16 protein-coding genes are annotated in these 18,283 nt (G+C 72.1%); 9 read left to right on the top strand and 7 right to left on the bottom strand.

The window, feature by feature from the left end; translation table 11 throughout:
* Nucleotides 1-9: 9 nt before the first annotated feature.
* Nucleotides 10-1,161, bottom strand: coding sequence for a lipid-transfer protein (locus tag OG553_RS14120; protein WP_405979317.1), 1,152 nt, complete (start codon nucleotides 1,159-1,161; stop codon nucleotides 10-12).
* 93 nt (nucleotides 1,162-1,254) lie between these two features.
* Here OG553_RS14120 and OG553_RS14115 point away from each other — a divergent pair, with 93 nt between their 5' ends.
* Nucleotides 1,255-3,036 carry a FadD3 family acyl-CoA ligase gene (locus OG553_RS14115; RefSeq protein WP_405979316.1) on the top strand — a complete coding sequence of 594 codons (1,782 nt, stop codon included), beginning with the start codon at nucleotides 1,255-1,257 and terminating at the stop codon, nucleotides 3,034-3,036.
* Between the two features lie 123 nt (nucleotides 3,037-3,159).
* A complete protein-coding gene (locus OG553_RS14110; protein WP_405979315.1) occupies nucleotides 3,160-5,064 on the top strand; it encodes an exo-alpha-sialidase in 1,905 nt (634 codons plus the stop codon).
* 13 nt (nucleotides 5,065-5,077) lie between these two features.
* Here OG553_RS14110 and OG553_RS14105 read toward each other — a convergent pair whose 3' ends face one another.
* The 3 genes from OG553_RS14105 to OG553_RS14095 form a co-directional block, all read right to left on the bottom strand.
* On the bottom strand, nucleotides 5,078-5,803 hold the full coding sequence (locus OG553_RS14105) for a class I SAM-dependent methyltransferase (protein WP_405979314.1): 726 nt from the start codon (nucleotides 5,801-5,803) through the stop codon (nucleotides 5,078-5,080).
* Nucleotides 5,804-6,074: 271 nt separating this feature from the next.
* Nucleotides 6,075-6,275 (bottom strand): hypothetical protein, encoded by a 201-nt coding sequence (locus OG553_RS14100; RefSeq protein ID WP_405979313.1) that lies wholly within the window; start codon nucleotides 6,273-6,275, stop codon nucleotides 6,075-6,077.
* Between the two features lie 211 nt (nucleotides 6,276-6,486).
* On the bottom strand, nucleotides 6,487-9,510 hold the full coding sequence (locus OG553_RS14095; protein ID WP_405979312.1) for a BTAD domain-containing putative transcriptional regulator: 3,024 nt from the start codon (nucleotides 9,508-9,510) through the stop codon (nucleotides 6,487-6,489).
* A 176-nt stretch (nucleotides 9,511-9,686) separates the two neighbouring features.
* Here OG553_RS14095 and OG553_RS14090 point away from each other — a divergent pair, with 176 nt between their 5' ends.
* The 3 genes from OG553_RS14090 (at nucleotide 9,687) to OG553_RS14080 (ending at nucleotide 11,666) form a co-directional block, all read left to right on the top strand.
* On the top strand, nucleotides 9,687-10,913 hold the full coding sequence (locus OG553_RS14090; RefSeq protein ID WP_405979311.1) for an amidohydrolase family protein: 1,227 nt from the start codon (nucleotides 9,687-9,689) through the stop codon (nucleotides 10,911-10,913).
* A gap of 109 nt (nucleotides 10,914-11,022) precedes the next feature.
* Nucleotides 11,023-11,253: a type II toxin-antitoxin system VapB family antitoxin gene (locus OG553_RS14085; RefSeq protein WP_405979310.1), complete on the top strand. Its 231-nt coding sequence runs from the start codon at nucleotides 11,023-11,025 to the stop codon at nucleotides 11,251-11,253.
* Nucleotides 11,250-11,666: a PIN domain nuclease gene (locus tag OG553_RS14080; protein ID WP_007265748.1), complete on the top strand. Its 417-nt coding sequence runs from the start codon at nucleotides 11,250-11,252 to the stop codon at nucleotides 11,664-11,666. The genes OG553_RS14085 and OG553_RS14080 overlap by 4 nt, the downstream gene beginning before the upstream one ends.
* 12 nt (nucleotides 11,667-11,678) lie before the next feature.
* Here the strand turns inward: OG553_RS14080 and OG553_RS14075 are convergent, their stop codons facing one another.
* Nucleotides 11,679-12,773: an alpha/beta fold hydrolase gene (locus tag OG553_RS14075; protein ID WP_405979309.1), complete on the bottom strand. Its 1,095-nt coding sequence runs from the start codon at nucleotides 12,771-12,773 to the stop codon at nucleotides 11,679-11,681.
* Between the two features lie 211 nt (nucleotides 12,774-12,984).
* On the opposite strand from OG553_RS14075, the gene OG553_RS14070 reads away from it, so the two are divergent.
* The 3 genes from OG553_RS14070 (at nucleotide 12,985) to OG553_RS14060 (ending at nucleotide 15,087) form a co-directional block, all read left to right on the top strand.
* Entirely contained in the window at nucleotides 12,985-13,833 is an 849-nt protein-coding gene (locus OG553_RS14070; protein WP_405979308.1) for a helix-turn-helix domain-containing protein, read from the top strand.
* On the top strand, nucleotides 13,830-14,072 hold the full coding sequence (locus OG553_RS14065) for a DUF397 domain-containing protein (RefSeq protein ID WP_405979307.1): 243 nt from the start codon (nucleotides 13,830-13,832) through the stop codon (nucleotides 14,070-14,072). The genes OG553_RS14070 and OG553_RS14065 overlap by 4 nt, the downstream gene beginning before the upstream one ends.
* Before the next feature lie 397 nt (nucleotides 14,073-14,469).
* Nucleotides 14,470-15,087, top strand: a complete 618-nt coding sequence (locus OG553_RS14060; RefSeq protein ID WP_405979306.1) for a class I SAM-dependent methyltransferase — start codon at nucleotides 14,470-14,472, stop codon at nucleotides 15,085-15,087.
* On the opposite strand, the gene OG553_RS14055 is transcribed toward OG553_RS14060, so the two are convergent.
* The gene (locus OG553_RS14055; protein ID WP_405979305.1) at nucleotides 15,063-15,392 is read right to left on the bottom strand and encodes a hypothetical protein; all 330 of its coding nucleotides are present in this window, start codon (nucleotides 15,390-15,392) and stop codon (nucleotides 15,063-15,065) included. The genes OG553_RS14060 and OG553_RS14055 overlap by 25 nt on opposite strands.
* Before the next feature lie 723 nt (nucleotides 15,393-16,115).
* Here OG553_RS14055 and OG553_RS14050 point away from each other — a divergent pair.
* The gene (locus OG553_RS14050; RefSeq protein WP_405979304.1) at nucleotides 16,116-16,955 is read left to right on the top strand and encodes a trypsin-like serine peptidase; all 840 of its coding nucleotides are present in this window, start codon (nucleotides 16,116-16,118) and stop codon (nucleotides 16,953-16,955) included.
* 167 nt (nucleotides 16,956-17,122) lie between these two features.
* On the opposite strand, the gene OG553_RS14045 is transcribed toward OG553_RS14050, so the two are convergent.
* On the bottom strand, nucleotides 17,123-17,869 hold the full coding sequence (locus tag OG553_RS14045; protein WP_405979303.1) for a hypothetical protein: 747 nt from the start codon (nucleotides 17,867-17,869) through the stop codon (nucleotides 17,123-17,125).
* Nucleotides 17,870-18,283 lie beyond the last annotated feature (414 nt).

Here is an 18,283-nt window from a genome sequence, read left to right as displayed (position 1 = left end):
GTCGGCTCCTCACGCGCGCAGCAGGATCGCGGACGTCGGGACGCCCTCGCCCGCCGTCACCAGGCAGGTGGCGGCGTCCGGCACCTGCGCGGTGGAGGTGCCGCGCAGCTGCTTGACGCCCTCGTTGATCAGGTTGAAGCCGTGGACGTACGCCTCGCTCAGCCCGCCGCCCCCGGTGTTGATCGGGAGCCGGCCGCCGAGTTCGAGGGACCCGCCCTCGGTGAAGGCGGCGCCCTCGCCGCGCCCGCAGAAGCCGTAGCCCTCCAGGGAGAGCGGGATCAGGGGGGTGAAGGCGTCGTAGATCTGGGCGACGTCCACGTCGGACGGGCCGAAGTCGGCCTGTTTCCACAGGTGCCGGGCGGCGGTCCAGGCGGGCCCGGACAGCGGGTCGTCGTTCCAGTAGTTGACCATCCCGTGGTGCTGGGCGGGCAGCCCCTGGGCGGTGGAGTGCACGTAGACGGGTTTCTGCCGGCAGTCCCGGGCGCGCTCGGCGGAGACGATCACGCAGGCGAGGGCGCCGTCGGTCTCCAGGCAGTTGTCGAAGAGGCAGAGCGGGTCGCTGATCATGCGGGAGCTCATGTACATCTCGCGGGTCAGCGGGCGCTCGTACATCATCGCGGCGGGGTTCTCGTTGGCCCGGTTGCGGCAGGCCATCGCGACGTTGAAGAGGTGGTCGCGGGTGGCCCCGTACTCGTGCATGTAGCGGCGGGCCAGCATGCCGATCTCGTCGGCGGGGCGCAGCAGTCCGAAGGGGCGGGTCCACTGGCCGGGGGTGGGCAGCTGGACGGCCGTGTTCTTCCACGGTCTGGGGCCGGAGCCGCGTTTGCGGGAGCGCCAGGCGACGCCCACGGTGGCCTGGCCGGTGGCTATGGCGGCGGCGAGGTGGCCGACGGTGGCGCAGGAACCGCCGCCGCCGTAGCCGACCTTGGAGAAGAAGGTGACGTCGCCGGCGCCGATGGCCTTGGCGACCTCGACCTCGTCGGTCTCCTCCATCGTGTAGGAGGCGAAGCCGTCGACCTCGGAGGGTGCGATGCCCGCGTCGGCGAGGGCCGCGAGGATCGCCCGGCAGGCCAGTTCCTTCTCGGTCTGCGGCAGCCGTTTGGCAAAGGCGGTCTGGCCGATGCCGACGATTGCCGTAGCGTCCTTGAGCGTTGCGGCCATCGCCACCTCCGGGTGCACCAGTACTGACAGCCGCGAAGGCTACAGCTAATCTGACGGATAGTCAGCTACTGGGATCCAGGGAGGGGCGGGCGGATGTACGAGGGCGCGGGCGCGGACGGCACCGAAAAGGCCGGAACGGACTCCGAAAGGGCCCCCGGAGCGGACCTGGGAGCCGTATCCGGAACGGACCCCCGAGCCGAATCCGGAGCCGCATCCGGAACGGACCCCGGAGCGGGCGCGGGCGGCCCGGGAACCCCCCCGCCCGGCACCCCCGACCCCCGCGGCGACCTGCGCTGGGGCACCGTCGCCGCCCTCGTGCGCGACGCCGCCGAGCGGTACGGCGACCGCGAGGCCGTCGTCGACGGGCGCACCCGGATCACCTACGCCGAACTCGGCGCCCGCGTCGAACGGGCGGCCGCCGCCTGCATCGCCGCCGGCACCGGACCCGGCGACCGGGTCGCCGTCTGGGCCCCCAACACCCTCGAATGGATCGTGTCCGCCCTCGGCGCCGTCACCGCCGGAGCGGTCCTCGTCCCCCTCAACACCCGCTTCAAGGGCGCCGAAGCCGCCTACGTCCTCGCGCGCAGCCGCGCCCGCCTGCTCTTCGTCACCGGCACCTTCCTCGGCACCTCCTACGTCGCCTCCCTGCGCCGCGCCGCCGCCGAAGGCACCGGCACCGGCCCGCTGCCCGGCCTGCCCCACCTCGACCAGGTCGTCGTCCTCGCCGACGACGCCCCCGAGGCCTTCCGCACCTGGAAGGACTTCCTCGCCGGCGGGGACGCGGTACCCGCCGCGGCCGTCCGCGAACGCGCCGGAGCGATACGCCCCGACACCCCCTCCGACATCATCTTCACCTCCGGTACCACCGGCCGCCCCAAGGGCGCCGTCATCACCCACGCCCAGACCCTGCGCTGCTACGCCGTCTGGAGCGAGCTCGCCGGACTCCGCGAGGGCGACCGCTACCTCATCGTGAACCCCTTCTTCCACACCTTCGGCTACAAGGCCGGGATCATCGCCTGCCTGATGCGCGGCGCCACGATGGTCCCCCAGCCCGTCTTCAACGTGGACACCGTCCTCGCCAACATCGCCGCCGAGCGGATCTCCGTGCTCCCCGGCCCGCCCACCCTCCACCAGTCCCTCCTCGACCACCCCCAGCGCGACCACCACGACCTGTCCGCACTGCGCCTGGTCGTCACCGGCGCCGCCGTCGTCCCCCTCCAGCTCGTCGAACGGCTCCGTGCCGAACTCCGCATCGCCACCGTCCTCACCGCCTACGGGCTCTCCGAGGCCGGCGGCATCGTCACCATGTGCCGCCGCGACGACCCCGCCGAGACCGTCGCCGCCACCTCCGGCCGGCCCATCCCCGACACCGAGGTGCGCGTCACCGCCGCCGACGGCGCCGCCCTCCCCGCCGGGCGGCCCGGCGAGGTCCTGGTCCGCGGCCACCACGTCATGCGCGGCTACTTCGAGGACCCCGAGGGCACCGCGGCCGCCATCACCCCCGACGGCTGGCTGCGCACCGGCGACGTCGGCGTCCTCGACGCCGCGGGCAACCTGCGCATCACCGACCGGATCAAGGACATGTTCATCGTCGGCGGCTTCAACGCCTACCCCGCCGAGATCGAGCAACTCCTCGGCCTCCACCCGGACATCGCCGACGTCGCCGTCGTCGGCGTGCCCGACCCGAGGCTCGGGGAGGTCGGCAAGGCGTACGCGGTCCGCCGCCCCGGCTCCACCCTCACCGCCGACGACCTGATCGCCTGGTCCAGGCGGGAGATGGCCAACTACAAGGTCCCGCGCCAGGTCGAGTTCGTCGCCGCCCTCCCGCGCAACGCCAGCGGCAAGGTCCTCAAGACGGAACTCCGCACGCGCTGACCGCCGCGCGGCGGCCGGGTCCCGGCCCGACGGGGGCGTTAGCCTGCACGGGTGAGGTCAAACCAGTCAGGTGTCCGATTCCGTTTGCCGTTCCGGCCCCGCCGGCCGGCGGGCAGGGCGGGCGTGGCGGGCGTGGCGTGGGCCGCCGCCGGCGCGCTCGGCCTGTGCGCCGCGGGCTGGCTCACCCTCGCCCCCTCGTCGACCGACCCGGCCGACGGCGACGGCGGAACCGCGAAGGGGAAGAAGAAGGCCGGCCTCACCGCCGCCGTCTCCGCACCCTTCAGCGCCTTCACCGAGGGCTACGACTGCTACCGCATCCCCACCCTCACCACCACCAAGGACGGCACCCTGCTGGCCATGGCCGAGGCCCGCACCGCCGGCTGCGACGACATCGGCGACATCGACATCGTCCTCAAGCGCTCCACCGACGAGGGCCGCACCTGGGGCCCCATGCAGGTCGTGCGCGGCGCCGGCGACCCCGGCGCCTACGGCAACCCCGTCCCCGTCGTCGACTCCGCCTCCGGACGCATCACCCTCCTCCACGCCTACAGCACCTGGGCCCCCGACGCCGACGGCAACCGCGTACGCGGCCCCCGCGAACTGCGCCTGGCCCACAGCACCGACGACGGCGCCGGCTGGACCACCGACCCCGCCCCGCAGCCCCAGCTCAAGGGCGCCGACTGGGCCTGGGTCTCCGTCGGACCCGGCCACGGCATCCAGCTCACCCCGACCCGCCCCGACCGCCCCGGCCGGCTCGTCGTCAGCGCCGACTACCGCACCGAGCCGGGCGAATCCGGCGCCCAGCTCCTCTACAGCGACGACGGCGGCCTCACCTGGCAGCCCGGAGCCCGCTGGGGCGCCCCCCAGGGCACCCCCGCCCCCAACGAACCCGCCCTCACCCAGCTGCCCGACGGCCGGATCTACGTCAACGCCCGCTCCACCGCCACCTGCGGCACCCCCGACCACCGCGTCGCCGCCATCGTCGAGGACGCCGCAGCCCCCACCGTCCCCGACCCCGGCTTCCTCCCCGTCACCGGCCTCCCCGCCCCGCCCGCCGCCGGATCCGTGCTCCAGCTGCCCGGCGGCCCCCTCCTGCTGTCGGCACCCAGCCGGCCCGGCGCCGAGTTCTCCGACCGCTGGACCCTGGCCGTGCGCACCTCGAAGGACGAGGGCCGCACCTGGTCCAGGAGCGGCGCCGTCGTCCTGCGCGAACGCGCCGGCTACTCCGACATGGCCGTCCTGCCCGGCGGCCGGGTCGGCATGCTCTACGAGACCGCCAACGGCACCCCGCACGGCTACGTCAAGTTCACCGCCTTCGGCCCCCACGAGCTCCAGGCCGCCGCCGAGGACCTCACCCCGCGCCACACCGACGACGCCACCCCCTTCCACGCCGACGCCGTCGTCCACGGCGCCCCCAGGCTCGGCAACCGCCCCGACGGCGGGAAGACCATGCGCTTCGACGGCAAGGACGACTTCCTGCGCCTGATCGACTGCCCCGACCAACTCCGCATCGGGGACGGTGACTTCGCCGTCGCCACCTGGGTCAAGTACAAGACCCGCGGCCAGGACCGGGACAGCGGGCAGCGCCAGCCCCTCTTCTGGGCCTACGGCCAGGGACCCGCCGCCAAGCAGCTCCGCATCGAGGCCGACCCCGCCACCGGCCGACTCGAAGCCACCCTCGACGCCGGTACCGGCCCCGCCGCGCTCACCGCCCCCGCCCGCACCGACGACGACGCCTGGCACCACGTCGTCCTCCAGCGCAAGGGCACCCGCCTCGAACTCTCCGTCGACGGCGGCCCGCCCGCCGCCACCACGCTCGCCCCGGACCACATGGACTTCCGCCCCACCGGAGCCTTCACCGTCCACCTCGGCACGCAGCCCGACTACAAGGCCTTCTACGCGGGCGCCCTGGACGACGTACGCGTCTACGGCCGCTCCCTGTCCGGCAACGACAAGGCCCGCCTCCGCGCCGGCAACGACCTCACCGACCGGCTGCGGGTGCACCTGCCCTTCGACCGGATCCGGTGACCGGACGGGCCGCTCAGACGCCCTTGCGGGCCAGCAGCAGCCGCCAGCGCGGGGTGCCGTCCTCCCGGTGCCCGAAGTGCTCCAGCGGGACCGTCTCCACCCCGAAGCCCACCGCCTCCAGGTCGGCCCGGACCGGGCCGAACGGGAACGTGCGGTAGTACATGACGAACGGCGGCCGCCACACCGCGTTGCGCACCCGCATCGCCGCGTCGAAGCCCGCCACCGCCCACCACAGCGGCGACGTCAGCGGGATCGGGGCGCCGACCGGGAAGGCGAACACCCCGCCCGGCCGCAGCGCCCGGTACACCTCCGCGAACAGGGCCGGCCGCTCCGACGGCAGGAAGTGCCCGAACGCCCCGAAGCTCACCGCCAGGTCGTACGCGCCCGCGAGCGCCTCCGGCAGCGCCAGCGCGTCGGCCCGCAGCAGGTCCACGCCCTCGGGGTGCGCCCGCGCGGCCTCCGCCAGCATGCCCGCGCTGAGGTCCACCCCGGTCACCCGGTCCCGGCACAGCCGGCGCAGCATCCCCAGCCCCGCACCCGTACCGCAGCACACGTCCAGCCCCGACCCGAAGGAACCCTCCCGCGCGGCCAGGGTCTCCTCGACGGCGTCTAGCATCCGGTCCGGAGTCCGGAAGGGCGTCCCGTCGAACTTGGGCGCGAGCAGGTCGTAGCCGTGCTCGACCGACGACAGTGCCTGGACGGCCAGTTCGCGCAGGCTGGGCCCCTGAGAAGTGAACACGGTCACACCCTACGGCGTACCGGACGCGGAAAGGCGGCGGCCGCGGTGGTCCCCCTCCGGCCACCGCGACCGCCGCGCTCGTTCCCCCGTGCGGACGGCCCCGAATTCCCCCGAATCCCCCGTGGGCCGTCCGTCCTCGCGTTCTTCCCCCGTACCCCCGTACGCCCCCCGAGCGGCTCCCCCGTACGTCCCCCGTACGGCCGCTCAAGGGCCCCCCGTACGCGTTCCCCCCGTACGTTTCCCCCGTACTGCGCCGTGCCTGCTCCCGGTGCTACGGGCGCGGGCCGGACGCGTGGTTGTCCAGCGAGACGATCTCCTCGCCGGAGGCGTGGTTGTCGTCCGGAGTCTCGCCGGGCTTCGCCACGGGCGGCTCCACCGGGAGCTCCCGCGGGTCGATCTCGGCGCCCGAGGCGTGGTTGTCGAACGGTCTGATGTCCCCGTCGAGCGGAAGGCTGTTCTCGTTCGTCGTCATCTCGGCTCTCCTGATCCTGAGTCGGGCCCGTGCTGGGGCGGGCCCGTTCGGCGGTTCCCCCGTGGACCGCCGAACGGGTAGTCCTCCAACCGGCCCGGTAGCCCCCCGAAGCGCCGGGTCGATGTACCTATCGTGGCGCGCGGCGATAAACGAACGATGAACGTCCACGTCCATCACCGGACGGGCCACCGCCCACCCCGAACGGGGCGGTTCAGGCGGCCAGTTCCGACGCCAGCAGGGCCCGCACCTCGGCCAGTTCCGCCGACCCCAGCTGCGCGAAGACCGTCTCCGCGTCCCGCCAGCACGCCCGCGCGCGGTCCGGCTGGCCCAGCCGCCGCAGTGCCTTCCCCAGGACCGTCAGCACGGTCGCCCGCCGCCACTCCCCGCCGATGCCGCGCAGCGCGATCGCCTGCTCGGCGTGCTTGGCGGCCAGGGTGGGCCGCTGCGCCGCCAGGTGGGCCTCGGCGAGCCGGAAGTGCGTGACGCCCTCCCACAGCGGCTGCCGGTTGTCGTGGAACAGCGCCAGGGCCTCGCCGAGCTGCGCCAGTGCCTCACCGAGCCGGCCGGCCTGGGTGAGGGCGATGCCGAGCGCGTAGCGGCCGTTGGCCAGGCGCAGGGTCAGGCCCATCCGGTCGTAGACGGCGATGCCCTGCCGGGCCAGGTCTATGGCGCTGCCGAGCCGGCCCAGGCCGACGTGGATGCGGGAGAGGTTGCACAGGGCGCTGGCCTCGCCGATGTGGTTGTCGTCGGCGCGGAAGCTCTCTATGGCCTCCAGCAGGTAGCGCTCGCCGTCCTCGTAGCGCTTCTCGTAGAGGGCGATGATCCCCCGGTCGTTGGGGGCCCAGCAGCTGGGCAGCGGGTCGCCGGCCTCGCGGGCCAGCTCCATGGCCTGGCGGGCCTGCTCGTCGGCCTCGGCGAACCGGCCGGCGAACAGGTGGACCATGGTCAGGGTGGTGCGCGCCCGGCCCTCCACGCGCGCGTCCCGGGCGGCGCGGGCCGCCTCGCACAGGGTCAGGGCGGCGGACTCGTACTGCTTGGAGTTGGCGCCGGACTCGGCGAGGTCCTTGGCCGCCCACAGCAGGTCCACGGCCCGGCGCAGGGCCTCGGGCCGGCCGGCGGACTGGCGTACGCAGGCGAGCAGCGGGTCGGCCTCGGCGAAGAGCCAGTCCAGGGCGGCGCGGGGGTCGGAGAGGACCAGGCCGGGGTGGCGGGTGGTGCTGAGGTGGGCGGGGAGCCGGTCCCCGGGGCGCTCGACCGCGTACACGCGGGCGGCGGTGGCGAGGTAGAAGTCGAGGAGCCGGTCGAGGGCGTCGGCGCGGCCGGCGGGCTGCTCGTCCCGTTCGGCGCAGGCACGCGCGTAGAGCCGTACGAGGTCGTGGAACCGGTAGCGTCCGGGCGCGGCGGATTCCAGCAGGGAGCAGTCGACTAAAGCCTCCAGGAGGTCCTCGGTGTCGTGCTCCGGGAGGTCGAGCACGGCGGCCGCGGCGGCGAGGGAGACGTCGGGTCCGTCGGCGAGGCCGAGGAGGCGGAAGGCGCGCTGCTGGGCGGGTTCCAGCTGGCCGTAGCCGAGCTCGAAGGTGGCCTTGACGGCGAGGTCGCCGGCCTGGAGCTCGTCGAGGCGGCGGCGCTCGTCGGCGAGCTTGGCGGCGAGGACGGAGACGGTCCAGGTGCGGCGGGCGGCGAGCCGGGACGCGGCGATGCGGATGGCGAGCGGCAGGAACCCGCAGGCGCCGACGACGTCGAGGGCGGCCTGCCGTTCGGCGCCGACCCGTTCGGCGCCGACGATGCGGGTGAACAGCTGTAGGGCCTCCTCGGGGCTCATCACGTCGAGGTCGACGAGATGGGCCCCGGCGAGGCCCGACATCCGGACCCGGCTGGTGACGAGGGCGGCGCAGCCGGCGGTGCCGGGCAGGAGCGGGCGGACCTGGGCGGCGTCGCGGGCGTTGTCGAGCAGGACCAGGACGCGGCGGCCGTCGAGGATCGAGCGGTAGAGCGCGGCCCGGTCGGCGGGGGAGTCGGGGATGGAGCTGTCGGGGGTGCCGAGGGACCGCAGGAAGGAGCCGAGGACGGCTTCGGGGAGGGCGGGGCGGGGTTCGGTGCCCTGGAGGTCGACGTAGAGCTGCCCGTCGGGGAAGTGCGGCCGGGCGGCGTGGGCGACGTGCACGGCGAGGGTGGTCTTGCCGACGCCGCCGATGCCGGCCAGTGCGGAGACGGCCATGACCTGCCCGTCGGCGCCGGCGAGGATCTCCCCGAGCTCGGCGACGAAGGGGGCGCGGCCGGTGAAGTCGGGCACGGTGGCGGGCAACTGGGCGGGCCTCACGAGTACGGGTGCGGCGGTGGGGGCCGGGTCCTCGGCGCGGGCGAGTTCGGCGTCGGCGTTCAGGATCCGCTGCTGGAGCGCGGACAGCTCGGGGCGCGGGTCGACGCCGAGTTCCTCGGCGAGGAGGCGGCGGGTGTCCGCGTAGACGGCGAGGGCCTCGGCCTGCCGGCCGCTGCGGTAGAGGGCGAGCATCAGCAGCTCGCGCAGCCGCTCCTGGAGGGGGTGGGCGGCGGTGAGGGCGGTGAGCTCGGAGACGGCCTCGGCGTGCTGGCCGACTTCGAGGTCGAGGTCGAGGCGGGTCTCCAGCAGCTGGAGGCGCCACTCGGACAGGCGGGTGCGTTCGGTCTCGGCGTGCGGTCCGGGGACCCCGGCGAGGGGTTCGCCGTCCCACATCTCCAGGGCGCGGGCCAGCAGCGTACGGGCGAGGGCGCGGTCGCCGGCGGCGCGGGCCTTCTCGGCGTCGGCGGCGAGGCTGCGGGCGATCCCGAGGTCGAGGGCCTCCTGCCGGCGCAGCCGGATGGCGTAGCCGCCGGCGTCGCTGACGAGCAGCCCGGGTTCGAGGACCTTGCGGAGCCGGGAGGCGTACGTGCGGATGGTGGCGAGGGCCTGCTGCGGCGGGTCCTCGCCCCATATGGCGTCGATCAGCTCGGGCGCAGTGGCGGTGCGGCCGTCGCGCAGCAGCAGTACGGCGAGCAGGGCGCGCTGCTGGGGGCTGCCGGAGGGCAGCGCCTCGGCGCCGCGCCAGGCGCGGACGGGGCCGAGGACGGCGAAGCGGTTGTCGGCGGGGGCGGGCGCGGGGGAGTCCGGTGAGGGGGTGGTGTCGGTGGCGGCTTCGGTGCTCGTGCTGGTGCCGCTGCGGGAGCGGGCCGCGTCGGGGTTGTTCCGCTGCTGCGGGATGGGCGGTACGCCGTCCATCTGTCGTCCCCCCTGCCTTCCGTCGGTTTAAGGGTCAGTCTGCCCTGTGTTGCACGTACAAGTCAGCCCGCGGCGGAGCCAACCACTCCTGGCCGAAGCACGACCACGGCGGGACTGCGGCCGGACTGCGGCGCGAATAGCTGACGGTTCGTCAGTTCGGCGCTACCGTAGAACGCATGGAGACCTTCCCGAAGATCATCTCGGTGGACGACCACACGGTTGAGCCCCCCAACGTCTGGCGGGACCGGCTCCCGTCCAAGTACCGCGACACCGGCCCCCGGATCGTCCGCGCCCCCCTCAAGGAAATGACCTTCCTCGGCGGCAAGTTCGCGCCCGTCATGGGCGCGAAGGGCGACGACGGCCCGGTCGGCGACTGGTGGGTGTACGAGGACCTGCACCGGCCGCTCACCCGCCTCGACACCGCGGTGGGGTACGACCGTGACGAGATCAAGCTGGAAGTCATCACCTACGAGCAGATGCGTCCGGGCTCCTTCTCGGTTCCCGAGCGGCTCGCCGACATGGACGTCAACCACGTCCAGTCCGCCCTCTGCTTCCCCACCTTCCCGCGCTTCTGCGGCCAGACCTTCACCGAGGCCAAGGACCGCGAGCTCGGACTGCTCGGCGTACGCGCCTACAACGACTGGATGGTGGAGGAGTGGTGCGGCCCGGAGGCCGGGGGCCGCCTCATCCCGCTGACCCTCATCCCCCTGTGGGACGCCCGGCTGGCCGCGGCGGAGGTCCGCCGCAACGCCGCCCGGGGCGTGCGCGCCGTCGCCTTCTCCGAGATACCCCCGCACCTGGGGCTGCCGTCGGTCCACACGGACGACTGGGACCCCTTCCTCCAGGCGTGCGACGAGACCGGCACGGTCATCGCCATGCACATCGGCTCCTCGTCGCGCATGCCGTCCACCTCGGCGGACGCCCCGCCGGCCGTCGGCTCCACCATCACCTTCGCCAACTGCTGCTTCTCGATGGTGGACTGGCTGATGAGCGGCAAGTTCGAGCGCTTCCCCAACCTGAAGATCATGTACGCCGAGGGTCAGATCGGATGGATCCCCTACGTCCTGGAGCGCGCGAACGTGGTCTGGGAGGAGAACCGCGGCTGGGGCGGAGTCGCCGACAAGGTCCACCGCCCCCCGTCCGAGCTCTTCGCCGAGCACGTCTACGGCTGCTTGTTCGACGACGCGTTCGGGCTGCGCAACCTGGACGCCATCGGGGTGGGCAACGTCCTCTACGAGACGGACTACCCGCACTCGGACTCCACCTGGCCGAAGTCGAGGGAGGTCGGCGAGGCCCAGATGGGCCACCTGGCCCCGGACGTCGTGGACCGCATCGTCCGCGGCAACGCGATCGACCTGCTGGGGCTCACGCCGGAGGGGCTCTGGGCGGGGCCGGGGGCGTAGGGGAGGTGGGTGCGGCCTGCCTCTGACCGCAGAAACGATATCTCTTGTCGTCGATCTTGATATCGTTTAAGTGGGCGGAGGCAGGTAGCCCCGCGCCGAGGAGGTCATCATGGCCAGAACCGTCATCGATGTGGACGATGCCCTGCTGGCGGAGGCCGCCGAGCTCTTCGGCACGAAGACGAAGGTCGCCACGGTGAACGCGGCCCTTCAAGATGCCGTGAACCGTCGCAAGCGGGAAGAGTTCCTGAGCTGGCTCGCCGAGGGTGGGCTTCCGGACCTGACGGGCCCGGTGGATCAGCCCGCAGGTGAGGCGGGCGATGTGCAGGCCAGGGCGGCATGACCGGGCGTTTCCTGATCGACAAGTCGGCCCTCGCCCGCTACCCCAAGCCTGCCGTCCGCGCCGTCATCGATCCGCTGCACGTGGCGGGAGTGCTGGGTGTGTGCGGGGCGGTGGAGCTGGAGGTCCTGTACAGCGCCCGCTCCAAGGGGGACGCCGACCGGGTGCGGGCCGGATTGGGGGCCTTCGCCTGGCTCTCGACCCCGGACGAGGTGTGGGACCGGGCGCTGGACGTGCAGAAGCAGCTCATCGTGGCGGGGAACTGGAAGGCGGTTTCCCTGCCGGACCTGGTCATCGCGGCGACCGCCGAGCGGCACGGCGCGACCGTCCTGCACTACGACGGCGACTACGACATGATCGCCGAGGTCACGGGCCAGCCGATGCGGTGGGTCGTGCCGCGCGGGACGGCGGACTGACTCACCTCGCGGTCAGGCGGTGGCGGCCGGGGTGGCCGTGACGGCCGGGTGGACGTGGGTGAGGAGCAGGTTCAGGAAGCGGTCCGGGTGGCGCAGGGCCGCGAAGTGGCTCGCGTCCTCGATCAGGGCGAAGGCCTTGCGGGGAGCGTCGACCGCGTCGAAGTAGGCCTTCGCGCGGGCGGCCGGGGTGATCACGTCCTGGGCGCCCTGGAAGACGAAGAAGGGGATCTCGAAGGTGGTCCCGTCGGCCCAGACGTCGATGTCGTGGGAGCCGGGGGTGACGGTCTCCGAGAAGGCCTGGGCCTTGAAGTACGCCGCGATCGTGCGGAGGGAGTACAGGGGCGACAGCCACATCGAACCCAGGACCACCTTCTTCACGGTGTCCAGCGTCAGCGGGTCGCTGCCCGCGCACAGCTTGTCGTACGCGGTCCGCTGCTTCGAGGTCCAGCGTCGCGGGTCCGGGCCCATGGCCTCGATCTCCGCCGCCTGCGCCGTCTTGCCCGCCGCCCGGAGCCGGTCGAGGGTGGCGTCGTACGCGGTGGTGTCGCGGCCCGCCTCCAGGACGTTCTGGTCGGTGCCGACGTACGCGGAGTAGAGCTCGGGGTGGTTGCGGGCCAGGCGGAGCCCGAAGACGGTGCCGAAGGAGCTTGCGAGGAGCACGACCCGGTCGACGCCGAGGCGCTCGCGGACGTGGTGGGTGACTTCGAGGGCGTCGGCGTAGAGCCGCTCGAAGGTGGCCGGGCCCGGGCCTTGGGCGGGTGCGCCGCCGTTGGCGAAGGTGAGGCCGGCTCCGCGCATGTCCCACCGGACGAGGGTGAAGTGCCGCTCCCAGGAACGGGTGCGGGCGCCGTAGGGGGAGTTGGCCGCGCCCGGGCCGCCGTGGATCTCCAGCAGCACGGGGTTCGCCCGGTCCTCGCCCCGGATGGAGATCCACTGGTCGATGCCGCCGATGCGGACGAAGTGTTGTTCGTCGATGCCGTTCGGGGTCGTGATCCGCATCAGGCGCGCGTTGGCGGCGCGGCGGAGGGCGCGGTGGGTGAGGAGGGCGGCGAGGGGGGTGGTGAGGGCGGCGGCGGTGGCGATGGCTGTGGTGGTGGCGATCAGCATTACTGTTTCCCCCGGACACTGTTTGGCTGTTGAGGGGGAGCTTACGTGAAAACGGTTGTTTGTAAAGGCCGTTGGTGATCGGGAGCGGTCGGATTCGACCGAGCTGCTGCTACTCCTCGCGCTGTACGAGTGGAGGTACTGGTCCGGGGGGATGGGGTGCCCGGAACATGGCGCGGAGGTGCGTGAGTTGGGGGTGTCAGAGGTGGAGCGCGTGAACGACGCCGACTGTGAGACCGAAGAGGGTGGCGACGATGTCGAGGACCCGAACGGGGCCCTCCGCGGCTTCGCGGCAGTACTCAAAGCCTTCCGTAAACGTGCCGGCGTCACCCAGGAGGGGTTGGCCGAGCTGATCGGCTACTCCGCGCAGTACGTCGGCTCGGTGGAGCAGATCCGTCGCTACCCGAGTGAGCAGTTCGTGGAGCTGGTGGAAGAGCGGCTCGACTGCTTCGGGGCTGTAAGGGGTGCGGCCCGCTACCTGACGCGGCCCAGGCAGGTGGCGTCGTGGTTCCGGAAGTGGGCACTGCTGGAGCCCACGGCGCTGAGTCTGTACACGTACGAGTGCCGGATGGTGCCGGGGCTGTTGCAGGCGGAGGGGTATGCGCGGGGAATGATGGCGGAGCGAGTCCCGCCCCTGGAGGATGAAGAGATGGCGAGCCAGGTGGCGTCTCGGCTCGATCGTCAGCGCATCTTCCGTGCCCTGCCCAACTCCTCCTTCAGCTTCATCGTCGAGCAGGCGGTATTCGATCGCAGGTTCGGCGGGGAAGGAGCTATAAGGGATCAGATCGAGCACATCATCGCGATGGGCCAGCTGCGCAATGTGACGATTCAGGTCATGCCGAGGGATCAGTCGGAGCATGCCGGTCACGCTGGCCCCATCTGCCTCCTGGAAACCCCCGACCACCAGTGGTTCGGCTACAGCGAAGGTCAGCGCACGGGCGTCCTCATCTCGGACCCCAAAGAGGTCAGCATCCTCCAGCGGCGGTATGCCAAACTGCGTTCGCAGGCTCTCAACCCGGCTGACTCCTTGGGCCTGTTGGAGAGAACGCGAGGGACGCTATGAGCAACGCCGATCTGCACTGGTTCAAGAGCAGCTACAGCAGCAGCGACAACGATAACTGCGTCGAAGTAGCCCTCTCCTGGCACAAGTCGACGTACAGCGGCAGCGACGGCGACAACTGCGTCGAGGTGGCCGCCTGCCCGCAGGCCGTCCACGTCCGGGACTCCAAGGTGGCGGCCGGCCCCGAGCTGGCCCTCGCCCCCGCGGCCTGGACGGCCTTCCTCGGCGGCGTGACGGGCTGACGGGGTTCCGGCCGGACGGTCTCAGAGAAGGTATGGGGCTTTCCCGTCAGTCTCATCGTCCTTCCGCGTCGTGCCGGCCTGTCAAGGGCGCTCCTTCGTCGCGTCGCTTCGCGATGGCCTTCGGCCACCCTTGACAGGCCGTCCCGCCACGGAAAAACGAAGACTGCCGGGAAACCCCCAAAAGAACGGCACGGTCCATGGTTGAAGGGACGGCCGTGTCAGCGATGAGGCGAGGGGCCGGGGGTCGCCTGCCTGCGCAAGAGGCCGATCAGAGCGCCCGGCGGAGCCCCCAAGCGCGACAGATCGCTACGCGCTCCTCTCGTCTCGGCGTCCGGCGACCGCCTGTGGCTGATACCCGCACCAGAGGTTGATCTGGAGCGTCGTAAGGTCCGGTGCCATGGATGACGAGGCTTTCGACGGACCGGTGTTGGCCAGTACGGCCGGATATGGCGAGGCGGCCGAGGTGCTGGCCGAGCAGTACGAGAGCGTGACCTTCGAAGAGGTGCACCGTGAGGTCCTGCACCTGTTTCCGACCCGGCCGGGCTCGGTCCTGGACGTCGGGGCGGGCAGCGGGCGGGACGCGGCGGCCTTGGCCGGGCGAGGGCATCGGGTGGTCGCGGTTGAACCGACCGCCGAACTGCGGGCTGTGGGGATGCGCATCCATGCCGGGCGGGGGATCGAGTGGGTGGATGACGAGCTCCCCGGGCTGCCGGGCCTGGAGGCGCGTCGCTTCGACCTGGTCCTCCTGACGGCGGTCTGGATGCACCTGGACGAAGGTGAGCGCGCGGCGGGGATGGGCCGGCTGGCCGGTCTGCTCGCGAGTGGGGGGCGGGTGGTGCTCTCGCTGCGGCACGGGCCGGTTCCGGCGGGCCGGCGGATGTTCGCCGTCACCGCAGGGGAGACCGTGGAGCTCGCCCGGACGTGCGGGCTGGAGGTCCTGCACCTCGCGGAGCGGGAGGACCCGCACGGACGGCCCGGGGTGTCCTGGACCTATCTCGGCTTCGGCGCCACCTGAGGCCAGCCGGTGGCGGCGTGGATCAGGTCACGCTCTGCGGGAGTGGGGAGGCGGAACTCCAGGCGCTCGCCGTACCAGTCGAGGACGCCGCGACGGAGCTCGGCGGCCAGCTGGTCCAGCTCGTCGGTCTCGAACATGTCGTGGGCGTCGTCCTGCCGGTGGAGGACGACCTGGATGTGGTCGAACGCCTCCCCGCTCCGGTCGTAGGTGAGCTCGCCCGCCGTGATGCGCAGGTAGAAGACCGTCCCCCCGGCGTCCTGCCCGATCCCCATGACCCCGTCCAGGTCGTCGTATGTCGCGCTCACGAGCCCATTGTCCTCCCCAGGGCGGCCATCGGCCCCAGACGGCCGCCGGCCGCCGAGACCAGAGGAGCGCGTAGCGATCTGCCGCGCCCGGAGGCTCCCCAGGGCGCTCTGTTCGTCTTCTCGTGCGGGTATCGGCCCCGGACGGGCGCCGGACGCCGAGACGAGAGGAGCGCGTAGCGATCTGCCGCGCCTATCGGATTCCTACACCGCTCCGTTCGTCCTCTCGTGCAGGTATCAGCCCCGGACGGGCGCCGGACGCCGAGACGAGAGGAGCGCGTAGCGATCTGTCGCGCCCATCGGCCCCCTCGGCCGGCCTGTTCGTCCTCTCGTGCGGGTAGAGCGCGCCCGGTCCGGAACGGGGACTGTTGAGGGCTCGGATGCCCGGCCGACCGGCCCCCGGCGCCTCGCCTCAACGCTGATACGGCTGGTGTCCCCTCTCTCCCCCATGACCGTTCCTTCGGGGGCTTCCCGGCAGTCTTTCGGCATTCCGGGGCGGGTCGGTCTGTCAAGGGTGGCCGAAGGCCATCGCGAAGCGACGCGACCGGAGGGAGCGCCCTTGACAGGCCGGGCCGCCCCGGAAGGACGATGGGACTGACGGGAATCCCCCGGACCTGCTCTGATCCGGCCAGGCTGAATCCCGCCAACACCACCCTGCCCAGCCCTCCGGCCTTGCACCTTGGCATGTCCGCGGGGCATGCTCGCCAGGGCAAAGCGGGAGGGATCATGGCGGTGGACAAACGGTCCGTGGTGACGGGAGTGCTGTGCGCACTGGCGGCGCTCGGCGCATCGGCGGCGGTGGCCGAGTTGGCTCCGCCCCCCGAGGCGGCCGCGCCCGTGCGGGCCAAGTCGGCGCTGCCCTCGGCTTCGCCGACCGGGCCGTCGCGGGCGCAGGTGTCGAAGCCGCAGCTCGCATCGCCCCCGCCGGCCGCCGCGAGCCCCCAGCCCGGCGGACCCGTCGCGTTCACCGGTGCCCTCTTCACGGGCGGCCTGGACGGGGAGCACTTCTGCACCGCCACCGTCGTGCGCAGCCCCGGCAAGAACCTGATCGTCACCGCCGGCCACTGCCTGATGGAGGGCAAGCAGACCGGCGGCAAGGGTGCCGTCTTCGCCCCCGGGTACGTGAACGGGACGGCCCCGTACGGGGTGTGGAAGATCGAGGAGGTCTTCGAGGACGAGCGCTGGGCCGAGGGCACCGACGACGACTACGACCTCGCCTTCGCCCGCCTGGCCCCCGACGACAAGGGCCGCACCGTGGAGGCCGTCACCGGCGGCGCTCCCCTGGACACCTCCGGCCGCGCGGGCGAGGAGGTCACGGTGACGGGTTACCCCGCCGACCGCAAGGTTCCGCGTACGTGCACGGCCGTCGCCGTCCGCACCGGCGAGCGGCAGCAGCGCTTCGACTGCTCCGACTTCCCGGGCGGTACCAGCGGCAGTGCCTGGATCGGCCGCGACGGGAAGATCATCGGCATCCTGACCGGCGGGGACACGGACGACGTGTCCACGAGCACGGTCCTCGGCGACTACGCCGCCAAGCTCTACGCGCGGGCCTCCGGCCAGCGCTGACCCCGGGCGGTGGCTTCTGGGTCAGGCCGGATCGGCTGGGGCGTCGGTGGGGGCTTGGCCGGCGGGGCTCAGGAGCGTGGTTAACCTGGTGTCATGGCCTGCGGCCATTCGCCCTCACTGACATTGAGGGCGAATGGCCGCGGGTCTTGTATCCGGGGTGGGGCTTGTCAGGTGGTGGCCTTGCCGATGCAGAACCACACGGTCCCCGCGCCGAGTCCTCCGGCTGCGGTGATGCAGGGTACGCAGGCAGCGCCGGCGGTTCCCACGCAGGCGGCGGCGCACGCGGTACCGATGAGTGCGAGGGTCCACGACGAGACGCCCGCGCCGGCCAGGCAGTTGTTCAGCTTGCTCCAGCTGAAACCGAAGGTCGAGAGCTGAGGCTGCTTGATGCTCAGGTCCTCGGGCAGATCCGCCGCGTTGATGATTTTGTCGGCCGTCAGCGTGCCATTGCGCCACACCTGGGCGTGACCGGTCTTGTCGTCGTGGGTGAGCTGCATCTCCAGCGTCTCCACCAGCTTGCCGGAGGCGTCGTACACCGCGTTCAGGCTGGCGCCGACGACCTGACCGCTGATGGGGACGGAGATCTGGGTGTTGCCGTTCTTGAACTTGTAGACCGTGGCGCCCTGCGTCACCAGCGACGAGTCGGCCTTCAGGTGCGTGGCGATCTTCTTGGCGTCCACATCGGCGCCGACCCTGGCCACCCAGGTCCGGGCCTGGTCTCCGTCGATGACGGTGGACTGGCTCTGGAGCGTCTGGATGTTCTTGACCAGTGCGGCCGTTTCGGGGGAGACGGTGCTTGCGGTGGACCCCGGGGTGAAGGTGGACGGGGCGAACGCATGGCTTTGCGCCGCTGTCGTGCCGACGAGAGCCAGGCCGGCCAGTGTGGCGGTGGCTATGCGGTAAGAGAGCTTCAAGAGAGCGTTTCCTTCGGGAACAGGGATGAGTGCTGCTGCTCGTACCGGTGAAAGGCTCAGCGCTTGCGAAGCAGGACGACGAAGACGAGTACGGAGCCTGCGGCTGCGGCGGCCCAGGGGCTTGGTCCGTTGTCCCATGTGGCCACCGTCGCCGCGATGGTGAGAACCGCGTTGAAGCCTGCGATTCCCAGGGTTGATCCTGCTGTGCGCCTGTCTTCCATCTGCGTCCCTTGTCGTGGCTGTTCACCGGCTGCAGTCGGAAATGACCATATGAGTGAGATAAGCACCCCTCAAGATCCGATCGGTCATAGCGGCCATTTCTAGACATCCAGTCGTGAGGCTCCGCCATCCGCCGACTTGCCACTCGCGCGGCCAGGAAGCCGCGAACGGAAGCCCTGTGGACGGCAGTTGGTC

Origin of the sequence: Streptomyces sp. NBC_00158 (genome assembly GCF_045160885.1) — a bacterium.
Taxonomy (GTDB): Bacteria; Actinomycetota; Actinomycetes; order Streptomycetales; family Streptomycetaceae; genus Streptomyces.
The sequence above is the reverse complement of the archived record's forward strand: the minus strand, read 5'-3'. Positions and strand labels throughout refer to the sequence as shown.